The organism is Stieleria sedimenti, from assembly GCF_025060895.1.
GTDB lineage: Bacteria > Planctomycetota > Planctomycetia > Pirellulales > Pirellulaceae > Stieleria > Stieleria sedimenti.
Genome location: NZ_JANZKV010000083.1, coordinates 1 through 21,666, shown reverse-complemented (window position 1 = coordinate 21,666; position 21,666 = coordinate 1). Strand labels below are relative to the sequence as shown.

General features: G+C 59.6%; 13 protein-coding genes. 4 read left to right on the top strand and 9 right to left on the bottom strand.

What is annotated here, in order from left to right; genetic code table 11:
• Positions 1-42: 42 nt before the first annotated feature.
• Together NZK35_RS12380 and NZK35_RS12375 are read right to left on the bottom strand one after the other, a co-directional pair.
• Positions 43-1,194, bottom strand: a complete 1,152-nt coding sequence (locus tag NZK35_RS12380) for a hypothetical protein (protein WP_259632849.1) — start codon at positions 1,192-1,194, stop codon at positions 43-45.
• Positions 1,166-2,662, bottom strand: a complete 1,497-nt coding sequence (locus NZK35_RS12375; protein WP_259632848.1) for a sulfatase family protein — start codon at positions 2,660-2,662, stop codon at positions 1,166-1,168. Before NZK35_RS12375 ends, NZK35_RS12380 begins: the two co-directional genes overlap by 29 nt.
• An 84-nt stretch (positions 2,663-2,746) precedes the next feature.
• Here NZK35_RS12375 and NZK35_RS12370 point away from each other — a divergent pair, with 84 nt between their 5' ends.
• Positions 2,747-4,699, top strand: a complete 1,953-nt coding sequence (locus tag NZK35_RS12370) for a RecQ family ATP-dependent DNA helicase (RefSeq protein WP_259632847.1) — start codon at positions 2,747-2,749, stop codon at positions 4,697-4,699.
• Between the two features lie 35 nt (positions 4,700-4,734).
• Here NZK35_RS12370 and NZK35_RS12365 read toward each other — a convergent pair whose 3' ends face one another.
• Positions 4,735-5,022, bottom strand: a complete 288-nt coding sequence (locus NZK35_RS12365) for a hypothetical protein (protein WP_259632846.1) — start codon at positions 5,020-5,022, stop codon at positions 4,735-4,737.
• A gap of 395 nt (positions 5,023-5,417) precedes the next feature.
• On the opposite strand from NZK35_RS12365, the gene NZK35_RS12360 reads away from it, so the two are divergent.
• Both NZK35_RS12360 and NZK35_RS12355 read left to right on the top strand, forming a co-directional pair.
• Complete coding sequence (locus NZK35_RS12360; RefSeq protein ID WP_259632845.1) at positions 5,418-7,007, top strand: sulfatase family protein; 1,590 nt, start codon at positions 5,418-5,420, stop codon at positions 7,005-7,007.
• 205 nt (positions 7,008-7,212) lie between these two features.
• Positions 7,213-7,557 carry a VOC family protein gene (locus tag NZK35_RS12355; RefSeq protein WP_259632844.1) on the top strand — a complete coding sequence of 115 codons (345 nt, stop codon included), beginning with the start codon at positions 7,213-7,215 and terminating at the stop codon, positions 7,555-7,557.
• A 20-nt stretch (positions 7,558-7,577) separates the two neighbouring features.
• Here NZK35_RS12355 and NZK35_RS12350 read toward each other — a convergent pair whose 3' ends face one another.
• The 5 genes from NZK35_RS12350 to NZK35_RS12330 form a co-directional block, all read right to left on the bottom strand.
• The gene (locus NZK35_RS12350; protein WP_259632843.1) at positions 7,578-12,065 is read right to left on the bottom strand and encodes a PA14 domain-containing protein; all 4,488 of its coding nucleotides are present in this window, start codon (positions 12,063-12,065) and stop codon (positions 7,578-7,580) included.
• Between the two features lie 328 nt (positions 12,066-12,393).
• A complete protein-coding gene (locus NZK35_RS12345) occupies positions 12,394-13,032 on the bottom strand; it encodes a TetR/AcrR family transcriptional regulator (protein WP_259632842.1) in 639 nt (212 codons plus the stop codon).
• Positions 13,033-13,035: 3 nt separating this feature from the next.
• A complete protein-coding gene (locus NZK35_RS12340) occupies positions 13,036-16,437 on the bottom strand; it encodes an efflux RND transporter permease subunit (RefSeq protein WP_259632841.1) in 3,402 nt (1,133 codons plus the stop codon).
• 3 nt (positions 16,438-16,440) lie between these two features.
• Complete coding sequence (locus NZK35_RS12335) at positions 16,441-18,174, bottom strand: efflux RND transporter periplasmic adaptor subunit (RefSeq protein ID WP_259632840.1); 1,734 nt, start codon at positions 18,172-18,174, stop codon at positions 16,441-16,443.
• A gap of 316 nt (positions 18,175-18,490) precedes the next feature.
• Positions 18,491-19,858: a right-handed parallel beta-helix repeat-containing protein gene (locus NZK35_RS12330; RefSeq protein WP_259632839.1), complete on the bottom strand. Its 1,368-nt coding sequence runs from the start codon at positions 19,856-19,858 to the stop codon at positions 18,491-18,493.
• A 218-nt stretch (positions 19,859-20,076) separates the two neighbouring features.
• Between NZK35_RS12330 and NZK35_RS12325 the strand changes: the two genes are divergently transcribed.
• On the top strand, positions 20,077-20,637 hold the full coding sequence (locus NZK35_RS12325; protein ID WP_259632838.1) for a hypothetical protein: 561 nt from the start codon (positions 20,077-20,079) through the stop codon (positions 20,635-20,637).
• Between the two features lie 24 nt (positions 20,638-20,661).
• Here the strand turns inward: NZK35_RS12325 and NZK35_RS12320 are convergent, their stop codons facing one another.
• Complete coding sequence (locus tag NZK35_RS12320; RefSeq protein WP_259632837.1) at positions 20,662-21,504, bottom strand: hypothetical protein; 843 nt, start codon at positions 21,502-21,504, stop codon at positions 20,662-20,664.
• Positions 21,505-21,666: the final 162 nt, after the last annotated feature.

Sequence of the window (21,666 nt, the reverse complement as noted above, 5' to 3'; positions counted from 1 at the left end):
ATGGGGACAAAACGATGGGGTGGCAGGATGAGGGGGTGGCAACTAGGCCAACACGGACTCGATTTCGCTGCGGGGGACGAAGTGGAACACAAGCGGCTGCGATCCGTCTTGTTGTGATTGCTGCCAGCTGGCGTACATCCCTTCGGGGCGAGCCAAGACGTCCACATAGCGACTGCACCCCGTGCCGAACGGGCTGACAAACAAGGGCTCGTACCGCGACAGTCGTTGCGGTTGTTGCCAACGTCGGTTGAGGAACACGGCGGCACCGCCGAGTTCCTCGCACGAATGGCCGCGGGGGCGGGCAACCGATTCGGCGTGTTGCGCGTGATCGCGCACGCATTCACCGCCGTCATAGAACATCAATTGCACGTTCCTCCCGCGAAATGCACCGAGTGCCGGCACGTCGATGACCGCCGTTCCGCGAGTCATCGCGACGTCCCAGACGTTGCCGCGAGGAAAAAAATCAAACGTCGCCGATCCGCAGCGCGTCGTGGCATCCGTGTCGGCCGTCTCGCGATCTTCCGCAGCCACGAACCCCGTGTTGGAAGAGGTCCAATTGAACGGGTGCGAGCAAAACAGCAGCAACGGGCCGGTCGGTGACTGGTACAAAAACGGGTCTTTGACGTGAATCGTCTCCGGTTCCTTCGATACCAGCCAGGGAACGATTTCCGCGTCCTTCAAGCCTTCGATGCCGTCGGCCTGGATTCGATCGATCGACCAAACGCCGGTGCCGGGTTTGAGAAACCGTTGAAATTCTGCCGGATAGCCGACTCGGTCTTTTTCGGTTGAAACATACAGCTCGACCGTACCGTCGCCAAAGCGGATCGCGCTGCCTTCGATCGACAGCACCGGTGTTTCGGGGCGCGACAGTTCTTGTTTGCTCCACCCCAAAACTTTCTCAAATGATCGGCCGTGATCGCTTGATCGAAAGATCGCCAATTCCAGCCCGCGGCTGCCCGCAGCCAACCCGGTTCGTGAATCGCCGTGATTGCGGTAGCGGCCGACTAAATAGAGAGCGCCATCGGGACCGACCGCCATGTTTCCGCCGCCGAACCAGAACCCCGAACTCGCATCATAAGGCGGGACAATGACTCTGGCGCGACGTTGGTCGATGAGCAGGTGACAGAGATCGACGAGTTTGGATTGAAGCCGATGGTCCAGCATGTTACCAAACCAACGGCAGGGTTTCGTCACCCGGTTCCAGCTTTCCGGCCGGCCGGATCTCGGTCCCTTTGGTTTGGGTCAGCTTGTCGCCCATCTCGTTGCGATAGTTGGCCGCCGCGGCTTCCAAAACGGCGACAACGTCGGGGAACTCGGCCGACACATCGGTGGTTTCACCGATGTCGTTGTCCAAATCGTACAGCGCCCGCTTGGCCATCTTGTTTTGATAGGCGATCGGTAGCCCGCCGGTGCCACCGGGGTGTCCGTTGAGGGTGCGGTACTTGTGTGGAAACACCAACTTGAAGCGTTCATTTCGAACGGCTTCCAATTCGCCCTTGTAGAAGCATGCGAACGAATCGTGTGGCGTCGTGGCATCGCTGTGGCCGAACATCAGGGGGCGGATGTCGTGGCCGTCGATCTTATGATCGGGTAGTTCGGCGTCGGCAAGTGCGGCGATCGTGGGCAGTAAATCGATCGTGCTGGCGAAGGTGTCGCAAGTGGTTCCCGCCGGGATCTTTCCCTTCCACCACATCAACGTCGGCTCGCGATAGCCGCCTTCAAACATCGTGCCCTTTCCCTCACGCAGGGGCGTTGCTTTGCCGGCGTGCGTGCCGTAAGAAAGCCAGGGGCCGTTGTCGCTGGTGAACACGACCAGGGTGTTGCGTTGGACGCCGATGTCCTCGATTGCGTCCAAGATCTGGCCGACCGACCAGTCCACTTCCATCACCACATCGCCGAACAAACCGCGACCACTCTTGCCGCGGAACTCGTCGGAGACAAACAACGGGACGTGTACCATCGGGTGTGGCAGATAGAGGAAAAACGGTTTTTCGGAATCGCGTCGAATGAATTCGACGGCCCGCTCGGTGAACTGCTTCGTCATCTGCTGTTGGTCGGCCGGTTGAATGCTGTCGATGACGATTTGGGTGTCCTTGATCATCGGCAATTCGGCCCAACTGCTCGGCGCGTCGGGATCGATGCGACGTTTGGCGACGGTGGCCGGATGCAGTGGCCACATGTCATTGCTGTACGGGATCCCGTAGTACTCGTCGAAGCCGTGATTGGTGGGCAGAAACTTGGGGTGGTGTCCCAGATGCCACTTTCCATAAATCGCGGTGCGATACCCTTTGCTGCGGCACAATTCCGCGATCGTCGTTTCGTTGGGGTTCAGCCCGATGTTTGACTTCGGGCCCAGTGCCCCAGAAATACCGATGCGTTTGTGGTAGCACCCCGTCATCAGGGCCGAGCGTGAAGCGCTGCAAACGGCCGATGAGACGCAGAAATCAGTGAACTTGCGACCTTCGGCTGCCATGCGGTCCAGATTCGGCGTCGGATAGCCCGTGTCGCCGAACGGGCCGATGTCGGCATAGCCCATGTCGTCGATGAAGATGATCACGACGTTGGGCGGAGTTTCCTGGCCGGAGGTTTCTACGTGCCAGCAACAGGCCAGCAGCATCACGGCCAGCGAGCAGAAAAATGAACGTAGCGGGATTGATTTCATGGCGGGGTTGGTAAACCTTAGCATCGGATGGGAGGCATGCTGGGTGGATGATTGAGCCGAAGGCACAGTATACAAGGAACGACCATGACATTGGCTGAATCGGAGTTGGCCGGGGAAGCACGTCAGATTTTGCGGGACCGATTCGGATTGGCGGAGTTCCGCAGCGGTCAGGCGGCGGTGATTGGGCGTCTGTTGTCCGGAAAGAATGTCGCGGCGGTGTTTCCGACCGGGGGCGGCAAGAGTCTGTGTTACCAATTGCCCAGCCAGATGCTCCGCGGCACGACGGTCGTCGTTTCGCCGCTGATCGCGTTGATGAAGGACCAGTGTGACGCCTTGGCCGCACGTGGAATTCGCGCCGCCCGTCTGGACAGTTCCTTGACCGAGCAAGAATTTCGCGATGCGATGCGGGGAATCCGTGACGGTTCGATCCGTCTGCTGTACGTCGCCCCGGAGCGGTTTTTCAACGAACGATTTCTCGCCTCGGTCGGCTCGTTGAATGTCTCGCTGTTTGCGATCGACGAGGCACATTGCATCAGTCAGTGGGGGCACAATTTTCGTCCCGATTACTTGAAGCTCGCCGAATTGGCCGGCACGCTCAACGCCGATCGCATTCTGGCGCTGACCGCGACGGCGACGCCTGCGGTGTTGGAGGACATTCGCAAGGCCTTTGCGATTGAACGCGACGATGCGATCCGTACTCCGTTTCATCGTCCCAATTTGCAACTAAAAAGCACCGTCGTCACTGCGGCCGACCACTACGAGACGCTCCGCAATCGCGTTGAGTCGCGACCGCGTGGCGCCACGTTGGTGTATGTCTCGAAACAAAAAACGGCCGAGAGGATCGCCGAGCAACTCAGCGACGATGGCATCCCCGCGACCGCCTACCACGCCGGGATGGATGCCGAGACGCGGGCGACGATCCAGCAGGATTTTCTGGCGTCGGACGACGGCATCATCGTCGCGACGATCGCCTTCGGGATGGGGATCGACAAAGCAAACATTCGCTACGTCTATCACTACAATCCGCCCAAGTCGCTGGAGGCCTACGCCCAGGAGATCGGACGTGCCGGACGTGACGGTGGGCAGTCGATTTGTGAACTCTTGCTGCTGCCCGAAGATCGTGTGGTGCTGGAAAATTTCACCTATGGCGATACCCCCAGTCGTCACAGCGTGGGACGAATGATCGATTTTTGTCACGGCCAACCCGACGAATTTTTCATTTCTCACTACAAGTTGTCGTTCGAAACCGACATCCGAATCCTTGTCGTCCGCACGTTGCTGACGTATTTGGAATTGGACGGTTACTTGCAAGCGACGTCGCCGCGTTACGATTCGTACAAGATTCACCCCTTGGTGACCTCTCGCGCGATCTTGAGCAACTTTGATGGCGAGCGACGTGAGTTTCTGGCAGGATTGCTCGGTCAATTGACCAAGGCGCGGAAGTGGTTCTCACTCAATACCGTCACGGCGGCCAAGGCACTCGGGCAAGATCGGCAGCGGATCGTGAAAGCCATCGACTTCATGGCGGCGCAAAACTGGATCGAAGTCAACGTCAGCGATTTGGTTCACGGGTACCGTTGGAAACGGCGGCTGGAACATCCCAAGGTCATTGCCGACCAGTATTTCGAAAAAGTGGTCGGTCGTGAGCAGTCGGAGGTGTCGAGGCTGGAAGACGTGTTCGCGATCGCAAGCGCATCGAGTTGCCAGTCACGTCGGCTGGCCGAACATTTCGGCGAAGTGATGGATGAAGCGTGTGGTGTTTGCAGCCATTGCCTCGGCGAAGGTCCCCACACGATTCCTCCGATCAGCCATCGCGAGATCGGTGACGGCGTGCGGCGCGCGTTGGCCGAGGTCTGTCGGCAGTATCCGGACCATTTCGCGACCGCGCGACAAAGGGCGCGGTTTTTGTGTGGGCTGTCTTCACCGCAGATGATCCGCTCGCGGCTGTCCCGGCACGCCAGTTTTGGGGTCTGTGAACAAATCCCCTTCGCCGATGTGCTTCGTCAGGTCGAACGGATCTCGCCTGGGGTGGCATGACAGCAACTTGGGGGCGTCCACTACTGACGGTCGCTCTAAAACAGAAACTTTTGGGCGGCCAGCACCAGGGCGACCAATCCGATCCCGGAAATCACGACTGTACGGGCAATTCCATCAAATTTATCAGCGTCCATTCTTCCTTTTCTCCTCATTGAATGCATGGTTGATCGCTCCAGCCACCGCTTGGCTGACAGGATGCGGACGAGTTTGGTTCGGCCGCCGACCGACGCAACATTACCAGGCAAAGAAAGATCAAAAAAGGTGGGCCGGTAGATCGGAAAGTAGCGGCCGTTCGCAACATCGTTGCCCGGTTGCGGCACCAACGGGAACGCTGTGAAGCATCTATTTCTTGTGTTTGATGAGGTTTTAGCTGCGGGGCGCAAGCCCCATGCCATCTAATTTGACGTCAAGCGGGGTGTTTATTGTTAGCGGTATTGGGCGCGAGCCCTCCGGTTCTTCATCTTTGCCAAAACACCGGAGGGCTCGCGCCCTTCCGCTAAAAGTGGATAATCCACTCCCTCGCGCTCCGTTCGTGTCAAGATTGTGTCCGTCGTGCTTGCCGTCTATCGCCAGGCGGCGGAGCTGCGACCGCGATCGCGTGCCGGTTGTTAGACTGGTTGCAGCGAAAATGGACAGATCGACGCGACCAGCCTTCGGTGGTTCGCCCTTCCATCGGTTCACGCCACTCCACCACCCCCGATGAAAAGTACGCTGTTTCATGAGACGAATCCTTTCTCTGGCGATCCTGACCCTGGCATCGCTCGCCCCCTCCTTCGCCGCCGAGCGACCGAACATTTTGTTCATCTTTTCCGACGACCATGCCTTGAATGCGATTTCGGCCTACGGTGGTCGACTCGCGGAGGTCGCGCCGACACCCAATATCGATCGTATCGCCAACGAAGGTGCCCTGTTTCGGAATTCCTTTTGCGCCAATTCCATCTGTGGCCCTTCACGCGCTTGCATCCTGACCGGCAAACACAGCCACAAGAACGGTTTCTTGCGCAATACCGGCGCGGGGTTCGACCAGTCTCAATGGACCGTCGCCAAGTCCTTGCACGGTGGCGGTTACCAGACCGCGGTGATCGGCAAGTGGCACTTGAAAACGGATCCCGTCGCCTTCGACTATTGGGACATCCTGCCCGGGCAAGGCAGCTATTACAATCCGGTTTTCATCTCGATGGACGGCAAGCAGCAACGGTTTGACGGATACGCCACCGACATCACGACCGACAAAGCGATCCAGTGGCTCGACGATCGCGAGGCCGACAAGCCCTTCTTATTGATGTGCCAGCACAAGGCACCGCACCGAACGTTTGCGCCCGCCCTTCGCCACCTCGGAACGCTGGACGGAGTCACCATTGCCGAACCGGACAACTTGTTCGACGACTATGCCACACGCAGCCGAACGTTGCCGAAGAATGAAATGGAAATCGATCGGCACATGACGTGGGCCTACGATTTAAAGCTGCGCAAGGAAGAGATGCAGGGCGTCACCTTGCCCGAGTTTCGGTCTTACGGCACTCCGGAATACAACCGCATGACGGAGGCACAAAAGAAGGCGTGGGACGCGCACTTCGCGCCGAAGAACAAAGCCTTCATCGACGACTACAAAGCCGGAAAGATCGATCATCGAGAACTGGTGCGTTGGAAGTACCAGCGTTACATGCAGAACTACCTGGAAACGGTCAAGGCAGTCGATGAGAGCGTGGGCCGACTGTTGAACTACCTGGACGATCACCAATTGGCTGACAACACCGTCGTGATCTATTCGTCCGACCAAGGGTTTTATCTCGGCGAACATGGTTGGTTCGACAAACGATGGATGTTTGAGGAGTCGTTCACCATGCCCTTTGTGATCCGCTGGCCGGGCGTGGTTCAGCCGGGCTCGAAGCCGACGGCATTGATTCAAAACATCGATTACGCCCCCACGTTCTTGGACATGGCCGGCATGGAAACTCCCGACGAAGTTCAAGGGACGTCGATCATGCCGGTGCTCAAGGACAGCGATCAACAGATTCGCGATTCGGTCTATTACGCCTACTACGAGCTCGGTGAGCACGCCGTGCCGCAACACTTCGGCGTTCGGACACACACGCACAAGCTGTTCTACCTTCCGTGGACTGATGAATGGCAGCTGTTCGATTTGGTCAAGGATCCCGCCGAGATGCGAAATGTTTATTCCGATGAGGGATACGCGGAAGTCCGCAAGCAACTTCACGAAACGTACGACCAACTGCGTTCCATGTACGACGCCCCGAGCTACGAAGCCTACGCACCGCCGCAGTCTCGCAACAAAACGTCGCGATGACGCCGGCTCAACCGTCGATGCCGGTCCCCCCATGACTGGGCCTTTGCTTCTTCATCGCCGAACTCGTTCAATTGGAGTCCCGTGCGTTGTCGCAGCAATTCCAGCAACTCGACGTTGCCGTAAAACTGGACGAAGCGGTGGTGGCGGAATGTTGTCGACTCACGCTTGACGTGTTCAAACCAATTTCAATGGAGCGAGGAAATCAATGCAAGTCCACTATCTCGAGTTCGTCACGCCGGACGTTGACGTCGTGTGCGAGACGCTTTCCCAACTCCATGGCGTAGCGTTCGAGCCCGGCGATCCGGTGCTTGGCAATGCGCGCACGGCCACGTTAGCCGGCGGGGGAAAGATTGGTGTGCGGGCTCCGATGCACGAAACCGAGACGCCCATCGTTCGGCCTTACATGCTGGTCGATGACATTGATGCCGCGGTCGCATCGGCCGAGAAAGCCGGGGGCGAGGTCGCGGTTGCGCCGATGGAGCTCCCCGGTCACGGGAAGTGCGCGATCTTCTTCCAAGGTGGCATCCAACACGGGCTCTGGCAGGTGTGAGTGCCGGGTTGCGGCCGTCGTCAGGAGTGGTCGAGGCGGCGCAGGAATTGAAGCCCGAATCGGCCGTAGTCTTGACCGTCGACGTCTCCATCACCATCGAAATCAAAATCCGGATTGTAGGTGCCCGGTGCTGATTGAAGGAACGTCAGTCCGAAGCGTCCGTAGTCTTGGCCGTCGACATCCCGATCGGCATCGCTGTCACCATAGAATCGGAAAAACTGGTCGGCTGCGTTTTCGCCGTGCACCCAATCGCCGGCCAGGCCCAATCCCGTCTGCACCGATTCGATTGCCGCCGCCGGCACCGTCAGCTGGTAGTTCCCGTCGGCCAACGAATGGAGCAAACCGGTTGTGCCGGACGGATCACGGGAGATCACCGACGGACCGGGACCGAACGTGAGTTCAACGATCGTCTGGCCGTTTTGAAAGGTGGAGTTGACGATCAGCGACGTGATCTTGGTGTTCGTGTCCCGGTTGGTCAATTCGAACTCCGTCTCCGAGACCAGGACTTCTTCGTCGAAGACCAAACTGATCGAGTCAACGATCGAGCGTTGTTGCTGGCCGACCGGCGGATAGACGCCCGGCGGCGCGGCGACTTCCACATCGGGAGCAACCGGTGCGTTGGCGGTTAATCGATGGAGTTCGTTTCCGATCAGGCCGTCATCGGCGACGAACAGGAAATCGCCGCCAAAGGGATGAAACCCTTCGGGTCGGCTTCCGAATCGCAGGTCCTGGTTCAGATCTTCGATCAGCGAGGTGTTCGCCGCGGTGCCTCCGCTGCTGTAGGGCTCCCGCCCGACGGGCCCGTCATCGGTCACACTCAGCAACAATCTCAATCCCGTCGAGGCTTTGGGTTCGGGGTTGCTGCTTGGCAGGCCCGGTTGGATGTCGGCGACCAGTTCCGTGCCGGCGGGCGTTCCGTCGGTGATCCAGAGTTCACGTCCGCTGCCCAGGTCCGTGGGCGCGACTCCGAAGCGGGTGAGGTACTGCTGGCCGATCACGGTCGGTCCGAGAATTCCCGGGCCGGACCAGGCGATCGACAAATTGTCGCCGCCGGTGCCTTCCTTCATCAACGCTTCGATGTAATACACCTGTCCGGCGACCAAGGAGATCGGCGCCGACTGTTGATCGCTGGGGTACTTGTCGTATTGTCGAGAGCTGGTCCAGACGGGGACCGAAGCGATCTGAGCTGCGTTGGCCGGGTTGTCATCCGTGCTCAGCAGCAGCGAACCTTGGTCGTCCGAAGCAATCCAGAAGGTGTAGTCGCCTGTCGTGGGCACGGTCAAGTACGCGCGCACGCGGGCACCGTAGTTGTCGGCGACATTGGTCGGGATTTCGAAGGAGTCGAGCAGTGCAATCGAGTCTGGGGCATCGGGGTAATTCGGCGCGGCGATCAAATTGGCCAGTTGTGTCCCGGTGATGCCGGAGAAGACTTCCAACAGTGCGCCGCGGTTGGATTGCTCGGCGGCAAAGTAAACTTGACCGCCGGCCTCGGTGAACCCGCTGGGGTTGGAACTGCTGCTGAGCGGACCGACGTTGGCGATTTGGGTGGCGGCGGTGCCGTCGGACAGAAAAGGTTCGGTCCCATCAACGCCGTTGTCCGCGGCAAAGTAGAGGGTACCGCCGATGTCGGTCAGTGCGTTGGGGTTGGACGATCCGGTCGGGTGGATGTCCAGCTGGGTCCCGGTCGAGGTGTGCAGCTCTCGCCCGTTGCTGCCGTTATCGGCGGCGAAGAATAGATTGCCGCCACTGACCGTCAACTCCTGCGGGTCGGACCCGATGGCGCCCGGGTTGAGGTCGCGGACCATTTGGATTCCACCGCCGGCGCTCGCCGCAAAGAGCTCTCGTCCGGAGTTGCCGTCATCGGCAGCGAAGTAGATCTGTCCATTGAACGACGTCAGTTCTGACGGCTCGCTGCCTGTGCTTCCGCTGTTCAAATCCTGAACGATCGCGGTTCCCGCCATGGTCCCGTCGCTGCTCCAGAGTTCTTCGCCGCTGGTCGCGTCATTGGTGACGAAGTAAACCCGGTTGTCCGCTTGGTTTTCGACGAACATGGTGCCATCCAACGTGACGGCGACGGGAACTCCGGCCATGAACTCAATGGTTTGGGAACCGTCGTGGTAATACATCCCGCCGCCGGAGCCGGCGATGGAGTTGTAGAACACAACACCGCTGCCGAATTTGGCGAGCCCGGAAACCGAGTCGATGGACGAAGGGGTCATGTCGGCGACCAGGGTGAGCGTTTGGGCGGTCGGGTCAGCCCTCCAAACCGCTTCGCCGTTGATCCCATCGTCGGCGACGAAGTACAGCAGGTCGCCGACCGGAGTGAATTGCTGGACATCGGCCGACTGCGTGCCGGGATTGATGTTGGCGATGGGGCGGGTCGTCGGCGCGGTGCCGTTGCTGGCCCAGAGTTCGCGATCTGCCGTCTCGTCGAGTGTTGTGAAGAACAACGTTCCGCCGATGTCGGTGAGGTTTTGCGGATCACCATCCAGCGGTGCCCCATACTCGTCACTGCCGGGCTGCGAGTCGATCAATCGCATGGTTCCGCTTTGCGTGCCGTTGCTGACCCATAACTCTCGACCGGACCCCACCGGTTCATCGGCGGAAAAGTAAAGCAAGCCTCCCGACTCGGTCAAACCACTCGGATTGGCACTGCCGTCGGTGACGAAATCGTCGATCAGTTCCGTGCCGGCGGTGGTTCCATCGGTCTTGTGCAGTTCGCGGCCGACCGGTACCCGCGCCGTCGTCATCGGCGACAGTTCGGCGGTCAGTTTTGCGTTGACGACAACCGCTTCGGAGCCGCCGTCGGCAAACGCCGGGGCACCGTCGCGTCCGATGGTCATGCGGATGGTGGCCTTCGTGATGGTGGGGCCGCCCGGATGGGAGATCGCAATGTTGTTGGCCGATCGCCCGGCAAACCAGTTGTCCAAGTCGTCGCCGGCCACCTCCAACAGCGACGTTCGGGTCGTCGAGTCATTGAGGAACAGTTCAAAGACCAAGCCTTCGTGCGGTTCATCGAATTGATTCCCCGAGGCAAATCCGGTGAACGCGAGATTGGTCAGACCTGCGGCATCTGAAACCGTCCATTCCCAGGAGTCGTTGGCCAAGTCACCCGAGTCAATGTCGGCGAGATAAAAATCGTTGAGCGCGAGAGTTTCAAGACCCACACCCGCGTCGCCGATTTTTGCACCGTTGGCCACCCAGCCGGGACCGTCGTTGGCACTGGTCTGGGGCTTGGCGGTGAAGACGCCGTTGCCTCCGAACCTGGCGAGGTTGCCGCGATCGGGGCCGGTGGTCAGGCCTGTCACGATGCCGGCCCAGGCTGCTCCATTGAGGATGGAATTGTTGGCCAACAGCGTCGGGGCGTCGGCGCTAACGGTGCTCGCCGGCACGGCTCCCTCGGCGGCAAAGAACAGTTCTTGCCCGACGACTTCCAGATCGGTCGGGTTGGAGGGATTGTTACCGCCGGCCGTGTTGGCGACCATCGTGGTGGTCCCCGTCGCGACCTGGCTCTTGAACAATTGCCGGCCCGTCACCCCGTCATCGGCAGAGAAGAAAACATGGCCGTCGAATGCCGTCAGGTCGTCGGGGTACGAGGACCCGTTCGGATGGAGATCGGCAACCTGCAGGGTGCCTGCGGTCGTGCCGTCGCTGCGAAACAGTTCTACGCCGTTGACGGGGTCTTCCGCGACGAAGAACAGCACGCCGTCGACGTTGGTCAAGTACGTCGGGTAGGAACTGAGCGAGGGATCCGGATTCAACGGATCGCTCATGTCGATCGCCAAGTCCTTGACCATCATGGTCCCCGCCTCACTCCCGTCGCTCTTCCACAACTCGCGATTGTAATAGCCGTTTTCGTAGGCGGTAAAGAACAGCGTGCCGTCGACGTCCGTTAATTCTCTCGGCCGGTCAATGATGCTTTGATCCGGATTGATGTCTTTGACCAGGATCGTCCCGCCGAGGGTCTGGTCGTGGACCCATAACTCGTAACCCGATTCGTATTGATAGGCGGTGAAGAATAGTTTGCCGCCCGATGCCGTCAGGTCGCGAAGGTAAAAGGCTCCATTGGCATCGGCATCGAACACCAAGCTCGTTCCGGCGGTTGTGCCGTCGGTTTTCCAAAGATCGGTCTCGCCGAGTTCGTCAAGCGCCGTGAAGAACAGTTCTGACCCCAGCACGGTCAAGTCTTCCGGCAGGGATCCATCCACACCGGGCAACAAATCGGCGACCTGGCGGGTGCCATCGAGCGTGCCGTCACTCTTCCAAAGTTCGCTTCCGCTGCGTCCGTCATCGGCGACGAAGAAGGCCTGGCCTTTGAATTCCACCACGTTGTCGATGACTGACGAAACACCTTGTTGGTTGATGTCCGCGAAAAGACTGATGTCGAAAGCCAGCAAGTCACGCCGTTCCAGTTGCTCGATCCGTGAGGAAAGGCGTTGGCGTCGAATCGTGCGATCGTGACGGCGGCGATTTCGAGACGCCGAGGCTTGGTGCAGAAGGGGCATCATGGAGGCGAATCGATGAGCGAAGCAGGAGAAGACAGAAGAGCTGCGGAAAAGGGGGCAGCTACCAACAATGCGAAGCACTCTTCCGCTCGACAAACGCAACCCGGACAGTTGGCGCTGACGCAGCACTAGGTTATCCGATCCGATCGCCGAAGGCGCCAAAATTTGCCTGTGACAGAAGCGGCGAGGCGAGAATGTAGCGGCCGTGTCACCCGATGCGGAGGGGCGTGGTCCACCGCGTGGGGTGGTGGATCGGGTTGGGGAACATCGCCCGGGGTAGGGTGTGTGGGTTGGGGGGCAAGACGATGGGGGCAAGACGAAGGCCAGCGGATCAGTCGATCGGCGAGAGCAGGTTCACGAAGGTTCGAGTCAACAGGGGAGCAAACTCGGTGCGGAAGCCTTGGAATTCGAACGCCTGCAAAACCGATTCGACCTGGGGTGAGGGGTTGGCGATCGGCCAAAGTCCGGCCACCAAGGCATGATGCTGAAACGCAAACGCTTTCGCGTCAGCGCTGGAAAAGTGTGGCGTGACCGACTTGATCGTGGCGGCGAATGCTTCGACCGGCCCCACCAGCGAGCGTTTGTATTCGATCAAGAAATCTGGTGACAGATTCCGTTCAAGGACGGATGCGAACAGGACCTTCAAACGACAGAACCGCTCGTGCCGCTGGAGTGCCGACGTCAGCACCTCGGCGACTCGTTTGGGGGTCGGTTTCCGCAGTCGCCCGAGCCCCGTCGTCACACTTTCCAGCCAACGCCCAAGCTCTTCACGGTATAAGGTTAGAAAGACTTCTTCTTTGGTTTTAAAGTAGTGGTACAAGCTGGCTTTTCCGAGTCCCGCGTGATTGGCCACGTCGCGCATGGAGATCGTATCGAACTCGTTGTCGTCAAACAGTTCGGCCGCCGCATCGAGGATCGCTGAGATCCGTTCGGCTTTTTGTTCAGGGCGTCTGGCCCGTTGCCAGTTCATGTTTCAAAGGCTCACTGGGTTGGATGGTGGATTTCCGGTTTCCGCGGTCGGCAACACCACCGGGCTGACGCCGAACGTTTCCACCAGGATCGCATAGAAGGCGGGAACGACAAAAAGTGTTAGGACGGTCGTCAGCAGCAAGCCGACGATCATGCACCACGCCAGACCTTCCCAGAGTGGACCTCCGCTGAGCGCCAGGGGGATCAACCCGCCGACGGTCGTTGCCGTGGTGAGGAAGATCGGCAACATGCGTTGTTTGCCGGCCTCGATCAGACAGTCGCGAAACTCATCGACCGACAGGCCCAGGATGGGGCCGTCGGCGGTGCCGTTGCCCTGTTTCTCGGTCGCCTTTTGTGTGATCAAGATGTCCGCGAACTCGACAAAGATGATGGCCGTGTTGAGTACGATTCCGAACAGCGCGAGGATTCCCAACTGGGGCATGAATCCCAATGACTTGTCGGACAGGAACAGGCCCAGCCAGGCACCCACCAACGCCAACGGCAACGTGGAGAGAATGATCAACGGTTTCGACCAGCCGTTGTACTGAAAGATCAAGCACAACACGATCAGCAAGAACGAGATCAAAAAGGACATCATCATTTGCCCGCCCGCTTCGGCGCTTTCCTCATAGGCACCGCCGGGTTCGATGGTGTAGCCGGCTGGCAGGCTGTCGCGAATCAGCTGCAACTCGTCGGACTTTAAGATGCGTGACACGACGTCGTTCCCCGTCACTCCCGGTTCCATCCTGGAACTGACCTCGATCGTGCGGTTCATCTTGCGACGTTCGATTCGGGCCAGTTCAAACGTGGGTTCCAAACTGGCAATCGATGCCAACGGAACCTTGCCGCGATCTCCTTCGACGTAGGACTCTTGAAGCCCGGCGATCGACTCGCGCTGGCCGGCCCGCAGGCGAAAGTAGACGGGAACTTGATGGTCACCTTCGCGAAAAGTGGTCAATCGCAATCCCGAATAATAGGACGTCAGGGTTTTGGCGATTTGAGAATTCGTGACGCCGGCGAGCACGGCTTGGTCTTGATGGACATTGACCCGGATCTGGTAGCCGTCGACGCCCCAGGAATCATTTACATCCCAAGTTTCGGGTTGTTCTGCGACGAGTCGCTTGAGGCGATCGGCGGTGTTGCGGAGGATGGTGGGGTCGGCAAAACCGTTTCCGGCGATGCGCAGGACGAGCGGGTCGGCCGGCGGTCCGAGTGCCAATTGAACCGGGACGACCCTGGCGCCCACGATGGGGGCAATCCCGAGCGCTGCATCGCCGCGCTCGGCCACGTCGCGGACACGCTGGGCATACGCTTTCGTCACCGCGTTGTCGGTGGTGCGGACCAAGATTTCGGCGAACGACCGTGACTGTGGTTCGGGATCCCAGCCCAGGTGCCATCGTGAGCCGCCGCCGCCGACCAGGGTCCGGTAGGCTCTCAATCGATCGAAATCCTCGCCGGGGCCGCGGCTGAGTTTTCGCAGGATCGATTCGACCCGGCGAGCCGTCGCATCGGTTTGCCCGATCGTGGCGGTTTCCGGCAGGATGACTTTGACCGCAAATTGGGTTCCGGCGGCTTCGGGAAAGAATTCGGAACTGACGGGCAACATCAAGATCGCGACGACCAACGCCGCAGTGGCCACGGCGGTCAGCCATTTGGCATCAACGGCCCTGCGACCGACGAGGGTGTAGAGATTGAAGGCGTGATTGCCGGCTCGTTCCGGTTCACCGTGCTGTTCTCCGGATGCGACCGGGCGCCGGCGTCGCAAACGTGGGAAATGTGTCGAAAGTCGCCGCAACCAGGACACGACGGGCGATCCGGTTTGATCGTCCTGAGGCGCACGGATAAACAGCCCGGCCAGGATCACGCAAAAGGTCATCGCCAGCAACCAACTGAGCGCCAGGGTGGTGGAGACGGTCACAGGCAAGCTGTAAACATATTCTTTACCGCCTCCTTCGAGCGAAAACAGCATCGGGACAAACGCCGCCATCGTCGTCAGGGTGCCGACCAGCATCGGGATGGCCAGCGTGTTGGCACCGTCGATGGCCGCGGGAAAGGGTGCCATGCCGGCGATCTGATTGGTCCGGGCCTGGTCACAGACCTGCACGGCATTGTCGACGAGCAAGCCCAGCGAGATGACCAAGGCGGCGAGCGAGATCTGTTCCAATTGGACGCCGAAGACCGCAACCACGCCGATGGAGAGGATCACGACGATCGGGATGTTGGCGGCCATCACGAACGCGGTTCGAAAACCGACCACGAGATAGACGATGGCGATCACGATCAAAACCGCTTCGACCACGTTGATGATGACATCGCGGATTTTTTTCGTCACGCTTTCCGATTGATCGGAAATGGCCGTCACGGCCACATCCGGCGGCAAACGCTGTTGCAGTTCGGTCAATTCGTGGACGCGTTGCTTGGAATCGCGGCACACATCGATGATGTTGGCCCCCGATTTCATCGTGATTCCTAGCATCACCGCGCCGGTGGCCCCCGATGCATCGCCGACGCGACAGAGGTAACTGGCCGGGTCCTCGTACCCGCGCTGGATCGTTAGCCCGAATTCTGTCAGGGGAACGCTGTTGTCCCCGTCGTCGGTGCGGACGGTGCTGGCGATTTGCGCGATCTCTTCCACCGCATTGAACTCTCCGCCTGTCTTGACGGAATAGTGACCCGCTCGGGTGTCGAGTTCGCCGCCGGCCTGGATGATGTTTCGTTCTTGGGCCAGCGTTTCGAGTTGGGCGGTGGTCAGTCCGATCTGTGCCCAATTCGCCATCTCCGTCTCGATGTAGATCGCTTCTTCGCGTTCACCAAACATCTCAACTTTGGCCACCCCAGGCAGCAACCGCAATGCGTCCTGCACGTCTTCGGCGAAGCGTTCGAGTTCGCGTGGCGAGTATCGATCCTGGGGACGGATGGTCTTTCGACCGCCCGAAGGGATTTGGTGAACGGCCAGCACCAGCACCGCGGTATCGCCGAATTCGTCGTTGACGATTGGACGCACGTCGGACGAGGGCATCGGGACCAAGTCGACGCGGGCGCGGACTTTGTCCCAGACGTTTTGAATCTTGTCCGGAGCGATCTGGTCTTCCAGTTCGACGAAGATCGTCGACCGGCCCGTCACCGTGGTCGATCGCGTCAGTTTGACTTCCTCGATACTGGTCAGGTCTTGTTCGATTCTGTCGGTGATCAGTTCTTCGACCGTGACGGCCGAGGCGCCGGGCCAGGAGGTCGAGACGACACAGACGCGAATCGTGAATTCGGGGTCTTCGCGGCGCGGAATCGTCACGAACGTGGTTGCCCCGATTGCCAGGCCGAGCAGGACGAGGGAAAAGACGATCGGGCGATAGCGGACCGCGAGCGATGCAAGTGACCACGATGGCAACGATGGCGTTGAAGCAGGCATGTCCTAGTTCGCCTCCATCGCAACAGGTGCTTGGCCGACGACATTGACCGTTTGGCCGTCTCGCAATAAATGCACGCCGTCGCGGACCACCTGCATGCCTTCGCTCAGCTTGGGCGACTGCACCTGCATGATGGACCCTTCGTCCAAATTGTCATTGGGGACGAGCGTGACCGGAATCTCGTCGACGCGTCCGTTCCGGACGACAAACAGCGATGACTTGTCCGACGTTTGAAAGATCGCTTCGACCGGCACGTGAAACCCGAGTTCAGTGCCTTCTTCGGATAGGTCGATGTCGACCAGGTCACCGGGCCGAAGCATCCACTGTGACCCGCCGTCCAGGACGACCGATTCTCCATCCCATTCCGGTCCGGGCGGTCGGCCGTCTTCGAGCAATCCGACGTACAGAGAGTCGGGGTCGACGGTTTCGGGCTGCCCCTGTGAATCGACGAACGTGATCGATTGAAAGGACCAGTTGCCTAAGAACGGAATCAGCAAATCGTTCTTGACGATGCCCTGACGCCGCACCTTCAGGATCGGCGGCAGGACTTCATCATGCTTTGCGTTGGTCACCAGGTACACGTAATCGCCCGCCTCGTCGTTCCGGATCGATTTTTCTTCCACCAGAATCACCCCTTTTTTCGTCCCCATCATCTGGTTCAGCCGGATCGGCCAAAGGTCTTCCGAGCGTGCAACACGCCGCTCGTCGATCTGGCCGGCCACTTGGTCGGCAAACTTTTCATTGAGCATCAGCAGTGTCATGGTGAACGTTCGAGTCGTCGGGTCCGCACTCGGGTCGATGTTGTAAACGAACGCCGTTGCTTCACGGCGCGAACCGTCTGGCAGGGCAAACGAAGCCGGTAAACTGCGACGCTTTCGCATTTTGCGAGACTGCGATGCAGACAACTCGACTTCGACCTTGATCGGGTTGGTCATCTGCAGGGTCAACACGGGAGAACCGGCCGAGACCACGCTGCCGGGCACGACCGACACCTTCGAAATCTGACCCTGGTACGATCCGTACAAGACGGTGTTGTCCAGATCACGTTGGGCGTCGCGAAGCGCCTGCTTGGCCCGCTTGATTTGCGCATCGGCCGACTTCAGCTGCGCCTGGGCTTGTTTCTTGCTGGCCGACAAGGAAAGCACCGCGGCGGATCGTGTGGCGACCAGATTCTTGGCTTGCTCAAATTCGCTTTGAGACGCCGCGTTGCGGCTGGCCAGTTTTTCAATGCGATCGAATTCCGCTTTCGCCAACTCCAAATCTGCTTCAGCCGACTCGATTTGGGCGGGCAGCGATTCGTCCAGCTGGATCTCGATCTCTTCTTTCCCCAGCAACGCGACGTCCAAATTCGCCTCGGCCGTCTGCAACGCGATTTCATAGCGGGCGGGCTCGATTTGCGCCAGTTTCGTTCCTTCCATAATGACTTTGGTCTTGTCCTGGGGATCAACCAGGCGACCGTCGATGTCTTCCCCCGGTTCAAGCACCCACTGGACGCGTCCGGACACCTCGAACCCGAGGTCTTCGGTTTTCCACGATTTCACACTTCCCGAAGCGGAATACGAGGATTGGGGGATCGATTTGGAAAGCGTCATCACCGTCACCGGCAACGGAGCTTTTTCCCGAGACGCGATCGTCGGTTTGCCGCATCCGGTGGTCGACAGGGCGAACCAGACGAACGCCAGCCCCACCCCCAACGCCCCGGCCCGAGCGCGGACGCCCTGTTTTTCTACGCTGGTCACGGCAAGCCTCTTGAACACTCTCGTCTCCTGAGTCGGTTGGTAGGGCACGCTGGCGCCTGCTGGCACGCTGGGAATCCTAGCGACCAAGTCTCATTTAGTCGACCGTCGGTCCATTAAGGAGTCGCGGCAACGTGGGCGGAGCTCGACAGTTCGGTGCCCGCGTTGTCGGCGGGGGCGCGGTTTTCCAACGCCTGTGTCACCGTGGTTACGGAGGTCGTGCGGTTTAAAGCGACCCTCCCCTCGCTGCCAGGGAGGGTGACTTTCAAACTGCACGACCTCCACACGGGAGGGTGACTTCTTCACCTGGTGCGAGGCTCTACGGCAGTCTGCGGAAGCGATTGGTTTGGGCGTCGACGTCGCTGGTCCCTTGTTGTTCGACTGGGGTGGCCATGTCCGCGATGCCGGTGAACAAGCAGCCGGAGATCTGGCCGAACGGGACGGAATCGACGAGGATGCCGGCGCGGGAGACTCGTGCAAAGCTGCAACCATGGATGTTCACTCCGTCACAGTGGCGCAGTTGCAGGGCGGCGCGATGCTCCAGGACTTCGCCGCCGTAGTGTTCGCCGTTGATCGTGATGTCCCGGCAGTCTTCCAGCATCACGCCGAGCTTGGCCTTGGCCCCGTCGCCATAGTGATAGCGCGGGTTGCGATCGTACAGGTTTCCGGTCATGACGACCTGTCGGCAATTCTTTGCGATGACATTGGCCGTGTAACCTTTCCACATCGTGTTGCCGGTGATCGTGATGCCTCGCACACCGGTGATGTCGATGTTCGTCTGGACATCCGAGAGCACGTTGTCGGCGACCGTGATGTTTCCGGTGCGGCGTTCGTCGGTGAAGGGGCGTTCGTTGGACCAGCCGTTGATACGGATGTTTGCCGAATCGGGGGCGTCGTGGGTGTGCTGGATGGTGCAACCGACGATGGCGACTTCGCCGACGGAGGTGTCGGTGGAATCCAGCAAGACGTTTGCGGTGGGCGTGGACGACGCATCACCCATATTGCCTTCGATGTCACAGGTCCCAATCTGCAAATTGCGGATCTCGCTTCCCGTCGAAACGACGCCGCCACCGGCGTTGTAGCTGATGTGGCAGTTGGCGATGTTGATTTGATGCAGATTCAAACGGTCCAAGAACACACCGATGCCAGCGTTCTCGTACAGGTGGCACTCGGATAGCGTGACGTTGCGGTTGCGTCCGGTCAGGTGAACGGCATGCTTGGCTTTGCGGACGACGACACGAGTGAGTGTCAATTGCATGGTGCCGTCGGCTTCGATTCCGCAGGCGTCCGGATGACCACCTAGGATCTCGATGCCGTCGACCATCGGCGTCCGCTGTCGATCCCACACGTTCGGCTTGACCGTCGGCGGACTGGCTGTTCCGCCGTGGGTTCCGACGAACCGAAATGCGGGGCCGCCCGCTTCCATTTTGAATTGTGCGACGCCGTTTCCGGACAAGCTGGTCCAGCCAACACGGTCCAAATCGATCGTGATCGTTTGGGTGAGCCGATAGATCCCACGCCCGAACTCGATCGATCCGGTTTTCGCATCAACGGCGGCTTGAATCGCCGCGGTGTCATCGGCAATGCCATCGCCGACCAGACCTGCCGGGGTTGCCGCATGGAGGGTGAAACCCGTCAGTGTGAGGGTCAAAATGAACGAGCCGAACAAGGGCGTGGTGGGGGCCATGAAAGGATCCGGGGAACACTTGGGGCGATTATGAAGGTTGACGTGGCAATCCGAACGTCGACGCGGAGAGCCTGGGAGGGCAGCGTTTGGGCGACAGGAAATCCCGTCCTATCTTTTTGAGCCGAATGGTCGGCATGGAAACGGACGGCGATTGTAAACCCGAGCGGTCGCGACGTGGCGCGAGAGTCACTATGACGCGTTGAGAAATCGGAACTCAAATGATTGATGTGATTCAGATTGGTGCGACCGGTTGGCTATTGATCGCGACCGGACTGGCTTTCCTGACCGCCGTGTTCGCCTGCTGGGTGTTTTCGTTGCAGTTGTGCATGGCCTACTTTGGCGAGGAGATCCCGAGCTATTGGGGCTGTGTCGGCGTGAAGTTGAAGATGATCGCCGCGATTGCGGCAACCGTGTTGGTCTGCTACGCATTTCTGGGGCCGCTTTGCTTTCTCGCCGCTCCGGCTTCGTTTGTGGTCGTGCTGTTGATGATTTCCAATGCGGCACACTGCGATCGCTTCTTTGCGGCGATCATTACGCTTTCCCACTCCGCGATCTGTCTGGCTGCCACTGCGTTTTGCATGCTGGTCTTTTGGATCGGACTGTCGTCGCTTGGTTATCAAGCGGAAACGGTCGCGGCGGAGTTGCAATCGTTGGCGGAGCATCCGGGCGAATACCGTTCGTTCACGTTTGAAAACGAGGGGCACCCCGAACACCGCCGACGAAATGTCTCGCATTCCAACCCGTTCGTGAGATCGACGGACGAGGAACCGGAGTCGTGAATCCGGACGGCGAGATCGAGGCGCTTACCGGCGACGACGAACGCCCGTGCGAGTTCGTCGACAGATCAATACGGGAACCAAAAACAGGGTCGCGACCGCGGTGGATGGCTCGGGGATCGCGACCGGGTTGCCGTTTAGCACGCGAAAGTTGCTGAACACGGCATCCGCATTCCCCCCACCCCAGGCGCTCAGTGGCGCTCGTTCGTCGCTGCGGATGAAGAAGCTGGTCATCAAGTCATCGCCGGACCACTGGTTTTGAATCCCCGTGTAGGTATGGGACACCGTTGGGGCGGCCGCGTCGACGGCTGTCGCGGCTCCAACGGTCACGTCGCCGCTGGACGCTTGGTAGGCGACGAACAGGGTGCCCGATGCAGACGAAGGGTTCAGAAACAGACTTCCGCCGAGTGCCACGGGGGCTTGGTCGACGTCGTTGATCCGCGCGGCACCGCCGAAAGAGAGGAAGGGCGAGCCGTTGGAGGTTCCCATCGCGACGCCCGCCGAATTCATTCCGTCGCTGTCTTCTCCGATCCCGAAACCGAGGCCGAGGAAACCCGACGGACTGTTGGAGAAGGTCCAGGCGTAATCGATCGCCAGCGAAAAGTCGGCGTCGGGACGGAAGTAAAATCCGCTCGTCGAAGTTTGCGGTGTCGATCCGTTGACACTTTGATAGCCGATGTCGGTTCCGGCAGGAATCGCGAGGTCTGCGGCAGAAAGCGTGGCGGAGGTGCCGTGGGCCGTCGCACTGAATCCGGGATGGGCGGGGTCCTCCACGAGCGACCAGGTGCCAAAGTCCGTCACGTCGGCCTGGGCGATCACACCCGAAGCGAGATGCAGGGCCAGGATCAGTGCGATTCGATAAACGTTCATCAAGGAGATGGTCCGTGGAGGCGGGCGGCAGATCGGTATCACTAGCCTAATCAGAATATCGACGTGCATCGAGTCCATCCTGCGACGGACCGTTTGGATCAATCTCAAATCTTCTATTTCAAATCTGCTGACTCTAACGGAATCTATGTTTGTTCGCGATGA

What these genes read in the sequence shown, in the direction of transcription:
- NZK35_RS12355 (WP_259632844.1), top strand. Translation starts at nt 7,213, where the DNA reads ATGCAAGTCCACTATCTCGAGTTCGTCACGCCGGACGTTGACGTCGTG.
- NZK35_RS12340 (WP_259632841.1), bottom strand. Translation starts at nt 16,437, where the DNA reads ATGCCTGCTTCAACGCCATCGTTGCCATCGTGGTCACTTGCATCGCTC.
- NZK35_RS12375 (WP_259632848.1), bottom strand. Translation starts at nt 2,662, where the DNA reads ATGAAATCAATCCCGCTACGTTCATTTTTCTGCTCGCTGGCCGTGATG.
- NZK35_RS12360 (WP_259632845.1), top strand. Translation starts at nt 5,418, where the DNA reads ATGAGACGAATCCTTTCTCTGGCGATCCTGACCCTGGCATCGCTCGCC.
- NZK35_RS12345 (WP_259632842.1), bottom strand. Translation starts at nt 13,032, where the DNA reads ATGAACTGGCAACGGGCCAGACGCCCTGAACAAAAAGCCGAACGGATC.
- NZK35_RS12370 (WP_259632847.1), top strand. Translation starts at nt 2,747, where the DNA reads ATGACATTGGCTGAATCGGAGTTGGCCGGGGAAGCACGTCAGATTTTG.
- NZK35_RS12350 (WP_259632843.1), bottom strand. Translation starts at nt 12,065, where the DNA reads ATGATGCCCCTTCTGCACCAAGCCTCGGCGTCTCGAAATCGCCGCCGT.
- NZK35_RS12320 (WP_259632837.1), bottom strand. Translation starts at nt 21,504, where the DNA reads ATGAACGTTTATCGAATCGCACTGATCCTGGCCCTGCATCTCGCTTCG.
- NZK35_RS12330 (WP_259632839.1), bottom strand. Translation starts at nt 19,858, where the DNA reads ATGGCCCCCACCACGCCCTTGTTCGGCTCGTTCATTTTGACCCTCACA.
- NZK35_RS12325 (WP_259632838.1), top strand. Translation starts at nt 20,077, where the DNA reads ATGATTGATGTGATTCAGATTGGTGCGACCGGTTGGCTATTGATCGCG.